At 71.6% G+C, this 14,536-nt stretch carries 11 protein-coding genes; 7 read left to right on the forward strand and 4 right to left on the reverse strand.

All coding sequences use genetic code 11. The features are described 5' to 3' along the window. Positions 1-94: 94 nt before the first annotated feature. From OG462_RS37355 to OG462_RS37370, 4 genes are read right to left on the reverse strand one after another with little or no spacing between them, the layout of a single operon-like run. The gene (locus tag OG462_RS37355; protein WP_406064800.1) at positions 95-1,399 is read right to left on the reverse strand and encodes an MFS transporter; all 1,305 of its coding nucleotides are present in this window, start codon (positions 1,397-1,399) and stop codon (positions 95-97) included. Continuing rightward, a complete protein-coding gene (locus OG462_RS37360) occupies positions 1,396-3,216 on the reverse strand; it encodes a condensation domain-containing protein (RefSeq protein WP_406064802.1) in 1,821 nt (606 codons plus the stop codon). The genes OG462_RS37355 and OG462_RS37360 overlap by 4 nt, the downstream gene beginning before the upstream one ends. Further along, entirely contained in the window at positions 3,213-4,559 is a 1,347-nt protein-coding gene (locus OG462_RS37365; protein WP_406064804.1) for a DUF6271 family protein, read from the reverse strand. Before OG462_RS37365 ends, OG462_RS37360 begins: the two co-directional genes overlap by 4 nt. Beyond that, positions 4,541-5,740, reverse strand: coding sequence for a phytanoyl-CoA dioxygenase family protein (locus tag OG462_RS37370; protein ID WP_406064806.1), 1,200 nt, complete (start codon positions 5,738-5,740; stop codon positions 4,541-4,543). The genes OG462_RS37365 and OG462_RS37370 overlap by 19 nt, the downstream gene beginning before the upstream one ends. A 409-nt stretch (positions 5,741-6,149) precedes the next feature. Between OG462_RS37370 and OG462_RS37375 the strand changes: the two genes are divergently transcribed. The 7 genes from OG462_RS37375 to OG462_RS37405 all read left to right on the forward strand — a co-directional run bounded on the left by OG462_RS37375 (position 6,150) and on the right by OG462_RS37405 (position 14,465). Continuing rightward, positions 6,150-7,007, forward strand: a complete 858-nt coding sequence (locus OG462_RS37375) for an aminoacyl--tRNA ligase-related protein (protein ID WP_406064808.1) — start codon at positions 6,150-6,152, stop codon at positions 7,005-7,007. A 65-nt stretch (positions 7,008-7,072) separates the two neighbouring features. Further along, positions 7,073-7,306 carry an acyl carrier protein gene (locus OG462_RS37380; protein WP_406064809.1) on the forward strand — a complete coding sequence of 78 codons (234 nt, stop codon included), beginning with the start codon at positions 7,073-7,075 and terminating at the stop codon, positions 7,304-7,306. Positions 7,307-7,373: 67 nt separating this feature from the next. Continuing rightward, the gene (locus OG462_RS37385) at positions 7,374-8,036 is read left to right on the forward strand and encodes a 4'-phosphopantetheinyl transferase family protein (RefSeq protein ID WP_406066863.1); all 663 of its coding nucleotides are present in this window, start codon (positions 7,374-7,376) and stop codon (positions 8,034-8,036) included. A 137-nt stretch (positions 8,037-8,173) separates the two neighbouring features. Beyond that, on the forward strand, positions 8,174-9,163 hold the full coding sequence (locus tag OG462_RS37390; RefSeq protein WP_406064811.1) for an alpha/beta hydrolase: 990 nt from the start codon (positions 8,174-8,176) through the stop codon (positions 9,161-9,163). A 107-nt stretch (positions 9,164-9,270) separates the two neighbouring features. After that, positions 9,271-10,785: a peptidoglycan DD-metalloendopeptidase family protein gene (locus OG462_RS37395; RefSeq protein WP_406066864.1), complete on the forward strand. Its 1,515-nt coding sequence runs from the start codon at positions 9,271-9,273 to the stop codon at positions 10,783-10,785. 29 nt (positions 10,786-10,814) lie between these two features. Next, positions 10,815-12,308 carry a hypothetical protein gene (locus OG462_RS37400; protein ID WP_406064812.1) on the forward strand — a complete coding sequence of 498 codons (1,494 nt, stop codon included), beginning with the start codon at positions 10,815-10,817 and terminating at the stop codon, positions 12,306-12,308. Between the two features lie 90 nt (positions 12,309-12,398). Then, positions 12,399-14,465 (forward strand): family 43 glycosylhydrolase, encoded by a 2,067-nt coding sequence (locus OG462_RS37405; protein WP_406064813.1) that lies wholly within the window; start codon positions 12,399-12,401, stop codon positions 14,463-14,465. Positions 14,466-14,536 lie beyond the last annotated feature (71 nt).

The following is a 14,536-nucleotide window of genomic DNA, read 5'->3' on the forward strand; positions in this document are numbered from 1 at the left end:
CCCATGTTCCCGGGAACGGCCACGGCATGCCAGGCGCGGCCGATGCGTCGTCGCGTCCTTCGTCGGCATTCCCGGGCAGGATGGGCCTGTGAGGCTAGGCGTCCGCGGTCTCCGTAGCTGTCGATGTTTCCGTCGCGGTCGCCTCCTCCGTCGCCGGTGACTCCTTCGGTGACCGCCCCAGCGCGCGGATGGCCGGTACGGCGAGCATGACGCCGATGAGGGCGATGCCCATGACCGAGGAGAACAGCAGTACCCGGTCCGCGCCGTACGCGTCCGCCGCCGGCCCGGCCAGGGCTCGGCCCAGCGGGATGACCATGATGGAACCGGCCACGTCGTACGCCGAGACGCGGCTCAGCACGGCCAGCGGAATGTGGGACTGCACGCTCGTCGCCCACATGACTCCCCAGAACGCGAACCCGCAGCCCGCCACGACCCCCGTGAGCGCCGTCACCGTGAAGGACCAACCCAGAGCCGGAGCAAGGGGGTTGAGGGCGAAGAAGAACATCGCGCAGGCCCCCGCGACCAGGGGGCGGCGCGGTCGGACCCGCATGCCGAGCAGGCCGCCGATGATCGTGCCGGCGCCGTCGGCCGAGGCGATCCAGCCGTACCCGCCGGCGCCGTGCTGTTCGGTGAGCAGCGCCGCGCCCAGCGGCAGTGCGGGGCCGAAGACGAAGAGGCCGTACACCGCCCACACGGCGATGACCCCCCACAGCCAGGAGCGCGTCCTGAACTCGTGCCATCCTGTGGCGAGTCGGTGCCACATCGGGTCGTCGGTCTCGTCCTTGGCGGTGCTGAGCTTCCGCAGCGGCGCCAGGCCGAGCGCGCTCAGCGCATACGCCGCCGCGATGACCACGAAGGAGCCCGCGACGTTCCAGTAGGCCACGAGCAGGCCTGCCACGCCCGGCCCGAGCAGGGTGCAGATCGCCTCGGAGATGCGCAGCAGCGCGTTCGCCCGCTGGATGTCCTCGGCGACCTGGGGGACCAGGCTCGCCAGACCCGGCTGGAACATCGCGGTCGCGGCGCCGCTGAGCGCCAGCAACGCCATGATGTGCCACAGCCGCACGTCCGAGCCGATCAGCAGCACCGCGAGCGCGAGCATGGCCACCATGCGCACCACGTCCGCGCCGACCATCATCACCTGCGGCGTGAACCGGTCGGCGAGCACGCCGCCGAAGAGCACGAGGAGCACGATCGGCGCCATCCACGCGGCCAGCGCGTATCCCACACCTCCCGCCCCGTAGCCCGCGCCGAGGACGGCGGTCGTGAGCGACACCATCAGCATGCCGTCGGCGAGCAGCGACGTGCTGCGCGCGGTGAAGAACAACCGGAAGCGACTCGACCGCCACGGGCTGGGGGGAGAGCCCTGCTCCGACTGCGCGGTTACCTCATCCATCGTCATGTCACATCCCGGTCCCGGCCGGTCCCTTCCCTGAGAATCTGCTGCCGGAGCCAAGCGCTGCTCCGGTCCGCCTCCGCCGGCGGGTCCTGGACGATCACGTACCGGCGCGGCGCCAGTACTCCCGGGCGGCCGGGGAGCGCGTCCATCAGTGCGGTGTGGGCCCGTTCCGGCGTCAGCGGGGTGTCGCCGGCGGCGATGTACGCCGTCAGGGCCGGCTCGTCCGGCGTGCTTCCGTACGGGGCCGGGGCCTCCACGGTGACGTGTACGGGCACGCCCTCCAGGGCCTCGCGCAGCGCCTCCGCCACGAGCGGCGGCGATGTCCAGGAGCCGTCCACGCGGCACCACCGCGGACCGCGTTCGACCGGCCTGACCCCCGTCACCTCGGTGAGCGACGCGAGCGGTACGTCGTCCGCGGCGGCCGCTTCCAGGAGCCGTACCAGGCCGAGCAGGAAGGCCTCCGCCTCGTCCCGCTTGAACAGTGCGGGATCCGCCCAGGTGCTCAGGTGGATCAGCGGTTCGGTCGCGTAGACGAAGGTCAGCACACGGGTCGGCAGGACCTGGTCCGGGCCCCAACTCAGTTCCAGATCCGGGCCGGTGGCCGTATCCGACTCCACGTCCGGCGCATCCGGCTCCGCGTCCGCCGGCCCCGCCTCGGTCGCGGACGTGACCGAGGCGACCGTCGCGGGAAGCGTGCTGACGTCGTTGAAGACGACATCGCGCGCGAACTGGCTGCCCCGCTCGTGCGTGGCCTTCCCTATCATCCCCCAGAGGGCCACCGCGTCGAACTGGCTGTGCCGGTACGCGTTGAGCGCGGCCCCCCAGGCCTTCTTGAGCAGCGCGTCGAAGGTCGGCACCCGGACGTCGAGGGAGAGCAGCGCGTCCTGGGACAGGGTGTTCACCGACCGGGCGAGCCGGGGGTGGTAACGGTTGGAGGTGGGGACGGCCGCCACGCACGCGGGCTGAGCCGTACGGTGGGCGATGAGCGCGCACCATGCGGTCAGCAGCACGGTGGACGGCATACCGCCGGTGCGTTCGGCCACGAGTGCCAGGGCCCGGGCGGCCCGCCGGGACCGGAGGGTGAGCTGCGGCACCCGCACCTCGGTGCCCTCGGCGCCCGGCTCCGCGAACATGGCCTGGGGTCCGGTCCGGATGATCCGATCCCAATACCGCAGCGAGGCCTCGGACTTACGGAGACCGGCCGGCGTCGCCTCCTCGGCGGCGAGGTCGAGCGGCGTGAGGGACGTCGGCGGCGGGAGCGTCTCACCGGCGAGCAGACTCAGCCATTCCTCCTTGAGGACCGCGAGGGCGCTGACGTCGGTCACCGCGTGGCTCGCCGCCATGGTCACGAAGACGGGTGCGCCGGACAGGGCGACGAGGGAGATGCGGAGGGGGAAGTCCCGGTCCAGATGGAAGCGTTCGGCGCGGGCCCGGCGGGCCGACGACTCGGCGTACGCGGCGGGATCGGCGGGCAGGTCGTCGTGGTCGAGGACGGTGACCGTGAACGTCCCCTCGGATGCGACCGCTTGCTCGCGGGGAGCGCTCCCGGGGGTGTGCGGAAACGTCGTACGCAGCGCCTCGTGCCGTACCGCGAGTTCCCGGAGCGCCTCGATCGCGGACTCCGTCCGGGTCCCCCGGGGGACCGGCCACACGTCGTGGATGTTGATGTGCTCGGGCTCGTCCCGCAGCATGCAGCGGATCATGTTGGCCTGGCCCATGGTGACGGGGCCCCGGCGCTCCTCGCCGCCGGCATAGGCGACCGTGAGGGTCTGCGCGCTCCTCGGGCGAAGGTCACGTTCGCGGTCACGGTGCGGGTTCATGCGATGCCTCTCACGGGCTCGTGAAACAGGTCCGGGCCCAGCTCGGGGCGGTGATGCGCCCGGCTCGCGGCGGTCAGTGCCTCCCACGCGTCGGTCAGGAGGGCGAACTCCTCCATGTCCTGCCGGGCCTCGTCGAGGAGCTGCTCGCGGACGGAGACGAGGACGCCGGCGGCCGTGGCGTAGCGGCCGCCCAGGGTGCGGTACGAGCGGTCCAGGACAGCGAGCCGTCCGGCGTTCTCCGACCGGTCCACGCGGGTGCTGTCCCTGACGAACCCGGCGACCGTGGACGCCCGGACGTGGCCCTCGGTGTCGAGCAGCGCGTCACCGGCCTCCTTCATCGCGGCGTACACGGCGTTGAAGTGCGGGGCGGAGAGCAGGAACTTGGCGAACCGCAGCTGGTAGGCGAGGAACCCTGCGTCGGAACGGCGCTCGCCCGTATGGAAATTGACGATGTGTCGGTTGTGGAGAACGCCCGGCAGCCGGGCGTCGTGGACCAGATGGATGAGGAAGTAGTCACTGCCGATGGTGTCGGTGGCGGGTGGCAGCGGTACCCGGCCGTACACCTCGCGGTCGAGAGCGATGTTGCACATGTCCACACGCATCGGGCTGACGCTCATGAGGGTGGTCCGGTCGCCGGTGTGCGGGGCCGTCCCGGCGCCCCGGAAGGACTCGGCGATCAGGTTCCTGCGCCAGATCTCCGGGTAGCCGGAGGGGATCGACAGGCCGACGACGTCCTCGTAGACATCCGGGTCGAGCCGGCGGATCTCCTCGACGTCCACGGACATCTCACCGACGAAGGATCCGCCGACCAGGGCCACCGGCCGGTCCGCGCAGGCGGGGTCGAGCCTGCTCCGGGACACCAGACCGGTCATGTCGGCGGCCCGCCGCCCCAGAGCCGTGAGCTCGTGGTGGAGCGGGAAGACGGGTTCGCCGTCCAGGTACTGGTAGCGGCTGTCCGAGTCCCTGCGGTGGACCGACGTACAGCCCAGGGCCTCCGCGATGAGGAAGGCGCGATTGGTGCAGGCCCCGTAGGAGACGCGGTCCGGCAGCATCAGATCGAGCACGTGGTCGGGTGCGGGGATGCCGGACCGGGCGATCACCTCCCGCAGGAAGGTCCGCTGATCGTCCTCGTCGAAGTGGTGCACGACCACACCGGCGACCGTGGGCAGCGAGGCCACGACCTCCCGGTGCTCGGCGAGGACCTCCGCCCCGGAGGAGTCCAGGACGAGGAGATGTACCTCGACGCCGAACGAACGGGCGCCGTAGCCGGCCTCCTCGGCCACGGCCCTGATGGTCGCGCCGCAGGCCCGGTCGGTGGGAAGGGTCAGACAGACACGGCGCACGCCGGCTCCCCGCCCTGGCCGCGAGCGGCGGACCCGCCGGTGTCCGCGCCGGTGTCCGTGTTCGTACCCGCGCCCGCGCCCGTGCCCGCGCTCCCCTCGGCCGTGCCCGTGCCCGCGCTCCCCTCGGCCGTCGAGGCTCCGCCCGCGTCCTTCCACGAGGTGAGTCCGAGGAGACGGCTGCCGAGTTCGTTCAAGGTGGCCGTGGGGTACCGCTTGGACTCGTGGAGTACGGGGTCGCCGACCAGGGTCCGGTTCCAGCGCGGGGTCCGCAGGTGCCGCCAGGAGTCGACGCGGGACCGCTTCAGCCGCTCGTGCTCCTCGAGGGCCGGCATCATCGACAGGTACTGGACGGCCCGCACCTGGTCCTGGGACACGTTGCGCGCCACGCCGTGGGCGAGCAGACCGTTCCAGATCAGCAGGTCGCCGGGGCGCAGGTCGGGGCGTACGACGGGGTACTCCGAGCGGTCCACGTCGGGGCGCAGCGGGTCGCGGTCGGCCGGCTGGACGATCTTCCACTCCTCGAACCGGCGGAACAGCTCCGGGTCGCACTGGAAGCCGCCCGACTCCGGCCGGGTGTCGTTGAGCGCGATGATCCCCTGCACCCGCTGCGGCGGGACCCCGAGCGTGGTGTCGATGTCCCAGTGCAGTTCGATGTCGAAGCCGCGGTCCGTGGGCTCGATCAGGGCGCGGTCACGGTTTCCGCGGTTGGGCGGGTTGAGGTTGAGCCGGTCCTGGGTGACCCACAGCTCCTCGCAGTCCCAGACGTCCACGAAGGCGTCGTAGACGCGCTGGGCCTGCCGGTTGTCCCAGAGGAGCTGGTGGTGGTACGCCTCCACGAATCCGTAGACGTGCAGCTGCTGGTCCAGCTCGGAACGGAACGGCCGGTCCTCGTACCAGCTCTCCGGCTTGTCCGGGTCGAGGCCCTGGAAGTCCCAGGTGAAGTCGAGCAGGCGCTTCGCGGCTTCCGCCGGTATCGCCTCGCGGACGATGACGTAGCCGTACGTCTGCCAGTGCGCGAAGTCCTCCTCGGACAGCACGCGCAGCGGCTGGGACTTCTTCAGCTCCCGCAGGGTGGTCTGGGCGAGATAGGACTCGCCGTCCGCGCTGAAGTACGGCAGGTCCGAGGCCGCCCGGTGGAGATGGGGGCGGCGGCGGGGGCGGTGGGGTGCGGGCGTCGTCATGTGGTCCCTCCAGGGCGGGAGTCGGGGCACGCGTTCCCCGGCCGGTGGACAGCACGGAGAAACCCTCGGCGCGGGGCCGGTGGCGAGCGGCATGGACGGACGGCGGGGTGGACGGCATGGACGGACGGCTGCGCCGTGGCGCGGGTACGACGGCCACGCCGTTCAGAACGATTGGTTTAGACCATAGTCGTTGTCAAGTGTCATCTCAATATGCGGAGTTGCGGAGCCGACCCTGTCGACGTTGGTCTAGACAACCTGCGCGCGGCTGACCTAGTGTCCCCCTGCGCGGTCCGATCCCTCCAGGGACGTCAGCCGGCTTCACTGCTGCCGCGCATCGCGGTCAACGGCGACCACATCCAGGGGCGTTCACCCGTACGTCGTCCGCCCACGCCCAGAGGGAGCGGTTTCCATGAGCACAACCAGCACCACGGCCCTGCCGGACGGCGGCCTGAAGAGCCCAGGTGCGGGCCTGATCACGCTGGACCCGGTCCGGACCGCGCTCCTGCACGGTCTGGACGAGCTGCTCACCGGACTCGCCGCGCGGCTCTCGGCGCCCGAGGTCGTCGGCCCGCCGCTGCTGTCCGTGGAGGGCCTGGCGCGCCTCGACTTCTTCCGGAACTTCCCCCATCTCGGCGTCTCCGCAGGGCGTTTCGCCCCGGACGCGCTCGACGGGCTCGCGGCCGGTGAGGCGCCGGGGGAGCTGCCGCTGCGGCCGACCGGCTACCTGCTGCCGTCCGCGACCTGCTACGGACTGCTGCTCTCCCTGGAGGGCCGGGACGTCGGAGAGGCAGGCCTCCGCCTCTCCGCCGCCGGCCGCTGCTTCCGCAACGAGACCCACTACGACGGCCTGCGCCGTCTGTGGGGCTTCCACATGCGCGAAGTCCTCTACCTCGGCACCAAGCAGGGCTCGGTCGAACACCTTGAGCAGGGCGCCGAGTTCATCCTGGAGGCGGCCGCGCGCCTCGGTCTGGAACTGAACAGGGCCGTGGCCGACGACCCGTTCTACGACAAGGGCGGCTCCCGCGCCAAGCTGATGGCGCTCGACCCGGTCAAGCACGAGTTCTGCGCGCCCGACGGCACGGCCATCGCCTCCGTGAACCGGCACCGCAACTTCTTCGGCGAACGGCTGGACATCCGCGCGGGCTCGGAGGGGCCGGCGTACAGCGCATGCGTCGCCTTCGGGATCGAGCGCTGGGTCCACGCGATGATCCTCGCCCACGGCACCCCCGAGCAGGCCCTGGACCGCCTCCGCGACGCCCGCCTCTGAGACCCGAATCTCCGCGACCCCCCGACCCGCGACCCCGCGGCAGCAGCAAGGAGCGACCCCTCCCCATGGAACGCATCGCCGAGTGGCTTCACGAGAAGAACCCCGGCCTGGACGGCCCGATCGCCGACGACGAGGACCTCATCGAGGCGCGTCTCATCGATTCGATGGATTTCCTGGAGTTCATCGACCTCCTGGAGGAGCTCTCCGGGAGCACCATCGACCTCCAGGAAGTCACCATCGACGACTTCCGTACGCTGGGCCGCGTCCAGGAGCGCTTCCTGAGCGCCGCCGCCGGCTGAGCGCCCCTCCGATGTGGGCGGTCCGATGACACGTGGTCCGGGGCCGACTGCTCCGGGGCCGATTGCTCTGGGGCCGATTGCTCTGGGGCCGGCCGATCCAACGTCGGCCGGTCCGAGGTCTGCCGATCCGAGGCCGGGCCGGGACACGGCCCTGGCCGTGGTCGCGACCACCCGGGAGGTCCTCGCCCACCCCGACCTGGACGAGGGCCTGCTGGCCCCCTGGGAGCAGCGACGCCTCACCGGGATACGGCTGCCCAGCCGCCGCGACGACGTCGTCGCGGCACGACTCCTCGTCCGCCTGTGCATCGCCCGCTTCACCGGCCTGCCGCTGGACGCGGCGGCCCCGGCCCAGCTGTGCCCCGTGTGCGGTCGGCACGGCCACGGACGCCCGTACCTGCGCGGCCACCCCGGGGTGGGCGTCAGCCTCAGCCACGCCGACGGCCTGGTCGCGGCAGCCGTGGGCCCGGGCGCGATCGGCATCGACGTCGAGCCCGCGACACGCCGCCCCGGCCCCGTACACGTACTCCGCCGTCTGCTCCCCGAAGCGGATCTGGCGGAGGCCGCGGCCCAACCGGATCCCGGCCCGGCGCTGCTCCGCCTGTGGGTCCGCGGCGAAGCCCGGCTCAAGGCGGGCCAGGGCGACCTCCGCCTGCTGGAGTGGACGGACCGGGCCCGCGCGGCCGTCGCCGCGGTGGCCTGCACGACCGGGATCGCGATCGCCCCGGCCTGACCGCTGCCTCCGCCTCTACCCCAGCGGGTCCCTCCGTGTCCCTCCGGAAGGTTCCGGGTGCTCCGGCGCGCGTCCTCGTCGCTAACTTCCAAGCGGCCAGGAACCACGTTCGTCACGCTCCCCAGCAGGAGGTCACGTTGACCGCGCAGCGCCCCACCCGCAGAAGCATCCTCAAGTCCGCCGGCGGGCTCACGGCCGCGATGGCCCTGGGCGCCGGAGGCGTCCTCGCGGGGGCGTCGGCGGCCTCGGCGGCCGGTGACGGCTTCGGTCTGCACATCGTGGACCGCAACGAGAGCGACCACCGGATGTGGTACTACCGCTTCGCGACCGACGCGATCGGCTGGAACCCCGCGGTGAACGTACTGCTCCCCGACGACTACCACTGGAGCGGTCGCACCTACCCCGTCCTCTACCTCTTCCACGGGGGCGGTACGGACCAGGACTTCATCACCTTCGACCGCGAGGGCATCCGCGCCTGGACCGCCGGCAAGCCGATCATCGTGGTCATGCCCGACGGCGGCCACGCGGGCTGGTACTCCAACCCCGTCAGCTCCAACGTCGGCCCCCGGAACTGGGAGCACTTCCACATCGCCCAGCTGCTTCCCTGGGTGGAGGCGAACTTCCGTACCTTCGCGGAGTACGACGGCCGCGCGGTGGCGGGGTTCTCCATGGGCGGCTTCGGCGCGCTGAAGTACGCAGCCAAGTACTACGGTCACTTCGCCTCGGTCAGCGCCCACTCCGGCCCCGCCAGCCTGCGCCGGGACGGCGGCCTCGTGGGCCACTGGGCCAACGCCTCGGCCGCGGCGCTCGACCTGAACGGCGGCACGATCTACGGCGCACCGCTGTGGGACGAGGCCCGGGTCAGCGCCGACAACCCCGTGCAGCGGATCGAGAGCTACCGCAACAAGCGGGTCTTCCTCGTGGCCGGCACCAGCCCGGATCCGATCAACTGGTTCGACACCGCGAACGAGTCCCAAGTTCTCGCCGGCCAGCGGGAGTTCCGCTCGCTCCTCGGCAACGCGGGGATTCCCCACGAGTGGTACGAGCTGCCCGGTGGCCACTTCATCCGCCACGACATGATGCAGCGCGACATCGACGGCATCATCGGCCGGCTCCGCAAGGCGTGACGGCGCGCTTCCGGCGCCGCTGACAGCGACCATCCCACCCACCCCGAGCCGACCAAGGGGAGGAGCCTCTCGTGTTTCTCGGACCTTCGATGTCCCCGAAATCCCCGATGCCCGCACTGTCCCGACGCGCGATGACCTGTGTGCTCGCGCTGATCGCCACCCTTCTGCCGGGACTGGTGGCCGCGACCCCGGCCGCCGCCCGGGCCGCCACCTCCGCAGCCGCGTGCCCGACCACCGGCGAAGTCACCCAGCCCTATCACAGCGGTCACAACGGCGTGGACATCGGCGACGTGATCGGCACGCCGATCTACGCCGTGGGTGACGGCGAAGTGACCATCTCCGGCTACACCGGCGACTACGGCCAGTGGATCCGCATCCAGCACTCCGACGGGCGGATCTCCGAGTACGGGCACATGTACCAGCGGGACGTCTTCGTCGGCGACCGCGTCGTGGCCGGGCAGCGGATCGCCCTGATGGGAGCCGAGGGCAACTCGACCGGCTCCCACCTCCATCTGCGGATCTGGGGAGACCCGTCCGCCACGTACGGCATCGACCCCGAGCTCTACCTCGCCGAGGGTGGCATCACGCTGCCCTGCACCCCGGGCGGTGGCGGTCAGCCGCCCAGGCCGCCGCTGATGTATCCGGTGGAGTCGGGGCGGGTGGTGTCGGCGCGGTCGGCGGACGGGCGTCTTGAGGTGTTCGCGGCCGCCGCGGACGGTGTGCATCACGCCTGGCAGATGGAGTCGAACGGCAACTGGTCGGCCTGGGAGTCGCTCGGCGGGCCGGGCAATGCGGAGCTCGCCATCGCGCCCAATGCCGATGGGCGTCTGGAGATGTTCGCGATCAACGGGAGCACCTTCCAGCACCGCTACCAGCTGAACCCGTCCGGTGGTTGGTCGGGCTGGGAGAGCTTCGGCGGCGGTGGTCGCGACATCGCGGCCGGCGTCAACGCGGACGGGAGGATCGAGGTCTACGCATCGGGGCCCGTGGGGTTGTTCCACCGGTATCAGGCGGCTCCGAACGGTGGCTGGTCGGAGTGGGAGTCCGCCGGTGGTGGTCCCGCGGACAGTCGGGTGGAGATGGAGAAGTCCCCGGACGGGCGTCTTGAGGTGTTCGCCATGAACGGGAACAGTTTCCAGCATCAGTACCAGACCGCCCCGAACGGTGGCTGGTCGCAGTGGGACACCTTCGGGGGTGGCGGTCACGACCTGACCGTGGACCACAACGCTGACGGTCGTTTGGAGGTGTTCGCCTCCGGTCCGGTGGGTGTCTTCCACAAGTACCAGACGAGTCCGACCAGTTGGTCGGAGTGGGAGCCGACCGGTGGTCCCGCGAATGCGCAGCTCAGCAGTGAGCGGACGCCCGACGGGCGCGTGGAGGTCTTCGCCATGAACGGTGAGACCGCCATGCACAGCTGGCAGACCGGTGCCAACGCGCCCTACGGCGAGTGGGTCACGTTCGGCACGGGCGGCACCGAAGTCACGGCGACCACGAACGCGGACGGGCGCATCGAGGTCTTCGGCAGCAGCCACGCCGGCACCTATCACCGGTGGCAGACCGGTCCCGCCACCTGGTCCGAATGGGCCTGGGTCAGCAACACCGCGGGTCCCGTCCTCAACTGACCCACCACGACAGCCGAAGGAGGCAGTAGGTGACCAGCGTCCAGCGCTCCTCGCCGACGAAACCCACGTCAACCCGGCGCGGTGCTCCGCACCGGATCGTCCTGTCGCTGCTGACGTCGTTGCTCGTCGCAGGAGGTGTCCTCGTCGGCGCCTCGCCGGCGCAGGCCGCACCCAGCGACCTCTGCGCCCAGACCGGCTACAGCGCCGGCTTCCGGGGCGACGGTCTGGTGACCGCCGTCGCCGTCGCTCTCGCGGAGTCCAGCTGCAACCCGTCGGCGACCAACGTCCAGAACAACACGCCCCCCTCCAGGGACCGCGGCCTCTGGCAGATCAACGACTACTGGCATCCCGAGGTCGACGACGCCTGCGCCTACGACGCCCAGTGCAACGCGAACGCCGCCTTCGAGATCTCCAACGGCGGTACGTACTGGCAGCCCTGGTCCACCTACAACCAGGGCCATCACTGGCGGCACATGGACGAAGCGCAGGCCGCCGTGGACCGACTCGGGCATCACGAACCGGGGCCCGGACCCCTGGTATACCCGGTGGAGTCGGGGCGGGTGGTGTCGGCGCGGTCGGCGGACGGGCGTCTTGAGGTGTTCGCGGCCGGTGCCGACGGTGTCCACCACGCCTGGCAACTCCAGGCGAACGGTGAGTGGTCGGCCTGGGAGTCGCTCGGCGGGCCGGGCAACGCGGAGCTCGCCATCGCGCCCAATGCCGATGGGCGTCTGGAGATGTTCGCGATCAACGGGAGCACCTTCCAGCACCGCTACCAGCTGAACCCGTCCGGTGGTTGGTCGGGCTGGGAGAGCTTCGGCGGCGGTGGTCGCGACATCGCGGCCGGCGTCAACGCGGACGGGAGGATCGAGGTCTACGCATCGGGGCCCGTGGGGTTGTTCCACCGGTATCAGGCGGCTCCGAACGGTGGCTGGTCGGAGTGGGAGTCCGCCGGTGGTGGTCCCGCGGACAGTCGGGTGGAGATGGAGAAGTCCCCGGACGGGCGTCTTGAGGTGTTCGCCATGAACGGGAACAGTTTCCAGCATCAGTACCAGACCGCCCCGAACGGTGGCTGGTCGCAGTGGGACACCTTCGGGGGTGGCGGTCACGACCTGACCGTGGACCACAACGCCGATGGTCGTTTGGAGGTGTTCGCCTCCGGTCCGGTGGGTGTCTTCCACAAGTACCAGACGAGTCCGACCAGTTGGTCGGAGTGGGAGCCGACCGGTGGTCCCGCGAATGCGCAGCTCAGCAGTGAGCGGACGCCCGACGGGCGCGTGGAGGTCTTCGCCATGAACGGTGAGACCGCCATGCACAGCTGGCAGACCGGTGCCAACGCGCCCTACGGCGAGTGGGTCACGTTCGGCACGGGCGGCACCGAAGTCACGGCGACCACGAACGCGGACGGGCGCATCGAGGTCTTCGGCAGCAGCCACGCCGGCACCTATCACCGGTGGCAGACCGGATTCTCGAGCTGGTCCGAGTGGGGCTGGGTGAACAACACCGCGGGTCCCGTAATGAACTGAACCATCGTCCGACCGCCGCCCATCCCCGACCCGTGGCCGGCCGTGCCCCAGCGGCACGGCCGGCCACGAAGGTCCTCTGGAGAGACGAGCATGCTTCCGATCAGCCGCCGGAACCTGTTGCGCGGCGCCGCCGGGGCGGGTGCAGTCCCGCTCCTGGTCCCCGGCCGAGCCGCGACCGCCGCCCCCATCGGCCCCGACCGCGCCCGAGCCTCCGCACCGACCGCCGCCGCCCCGCCCGCCTCATGGCTCGGCGTCGCCGCCCCCTCCACCCACGTCTACGACCCGTCCACCCCCACCCGTCCGCGCTACCTCAACGACCACACCCTCATCAAGGCCCAGGGGCGCTGGCACCTGTTCAGCATCGTCGGAGACAGCGCACCGCCCGGTGAATCCCCGGACAGCTCCGGGGAGATCTCCTTCGCCCATGCCTCCGCGTCGACTCCGCACGGACCGTGGACCACCCACGCCGACGCCCTCACCGTCGACCCCTCCTACTTCGGGGAGGAACACCTCTGGGCGCCGCACGTCGTCGAGGCGGGCGGGACGTTCTGGATGTTCTACGCCGCCGGCGGAGCGAGCGGTGCCGCCGTCAACCTCGCCACCTCGACCGACCTGTTCACCTGGACCCGTGAGCCGTCCGGCCCTCTCTTCCGGGGACTCGCGGCCCGCGATCCGATGGTGGTCCGGATCGGCGGCGAGTGGGTCATGTACTACACCGAACTGTCCGGCCCGGGCGGCCACCATGTCGTGGCCCACCGGCGGTCCGCCGATCTCGTCCACTGGAGCGCGCCGGGTGTCGCGTTCACCGATGAGAGCACGGACGCCACCGTGTCCGTCACCGAGTCGCCCTTCCTCGTCGAACGGGACGGCTGGTACTACCTGTTCATCGGGCCGCGCAACGGCTACGAGGGCACCGACGTGCTGGCGTCGCGCGACCCCTTCCACTTCGACCTGACCGGCTACGCGGGCCACGTCCCCGGTCATGCCGCCGAGGTCTTCGCCGACGGGGAATCCTGGTACGCGAGCACCGCCGGATGGTTCCGGCAGGGACTGTACGTGGCTCCGCTGGCCTGGCGGGACACGCCACCACCGTGGCAGAGCCCGGACAATCCCGTCGCCGGCCTCGACGTCGACGGGCGCCTGACCGTCTTCGCGCTCGACGCCGGTGACCGCTCCATGCTGCGGCGCGTCCAGCTCGACCCGTACACCGACACCTGGTCGGAGTGGGAGACCTTCGGCGGGCCGGCCGGGGCCGTCCCCACGCTCGGCCGTGACTCCGACGGCCGCCTCGAGGTCTTCTCGCTCGCGCCGGGAGGCATCAATCTGCACCACCGGGCGCAGCGGCCCAACGGCGGCTGGCACGACTGGGAGGAGTTCGGCGGCCCGGCGGGCGCAGCCCCCGCCGTCGCACGCAACGCCGACGGCCGTCTTGAGGTGTTCGCCCTGAGCCCCGGCGGTGCCTCCGTCGCGCGCCGGCGGCAGTCGTCCCCGGGGTCGCCGGTCTGGGAGCCGTGGGACGGCGCATTCGGCGGTCCTGCGGGCGCACCGCCGGTCGTCGCGGCCAACGACGACGGACGCCTGGAGGTGTTCGCCCTCGCGCCCGGCGGGACGGCCGTCAACCACCGGTGGCAGACGTCGGCCAACGGCCCCTGGACGGAGTGGAACCGTTTCGGCACCGCGGCCGGCTCCGCGCCCCGGGTGACCCGCGACGGCAGCGGGAGGCTGGCCGTCGTCGCGATCGGCCCGTCCGGCGTGGGGGCCTTCCAGCGGCGCCAGTCCGTGCCGAGCGGCGGCTGGGACGCCTGGGAGTCGCTGTTCGGCTGGACGGACGCGGCCCCGATGCTCGCCCCCGGCGCCGACGGGCGCCTGGAGGCCTTCGCGCTGTCTCCCGGGGGCGCGCGGCTCAGCCACCGCCGGCAGCACACGCCCGGCGGGGCCTGGGACCCCGGCGACGACTTCGGTGAGCCCGGAGTCCCGCTCGCCGCCACGCCGACGGCGGCGGCCGACGCCACCGGACGGCTCCATGTCTTCGCCGTCACGACGGACGGCCGGATCCGTACCCGCGTACAGGACCGGCCCGGCGGCGCCTGGCGCCCGTGGACCCCGTTCGGCGATCGGCGGGTCGACCCGCTCCGGCCGGGCGTCCCCACCCACTGACCGTTGTGTCCCGTCGCGTTGGTCGCCACGGAGGCGTGCCGTCCGTCCTCGGGACGAGGGTCTGCGAGCAG

It is taken from the genome of Streptomyces sp. NBC_01077 (assembly GCF_045162855.1).
In the GTDB taxonomy this organism is placed as follows: domain Bacteria; phylum Actinomycetota; class Actinomycetes; order Streptomycetales; family Streptomycetaceae; genus Streptomyces.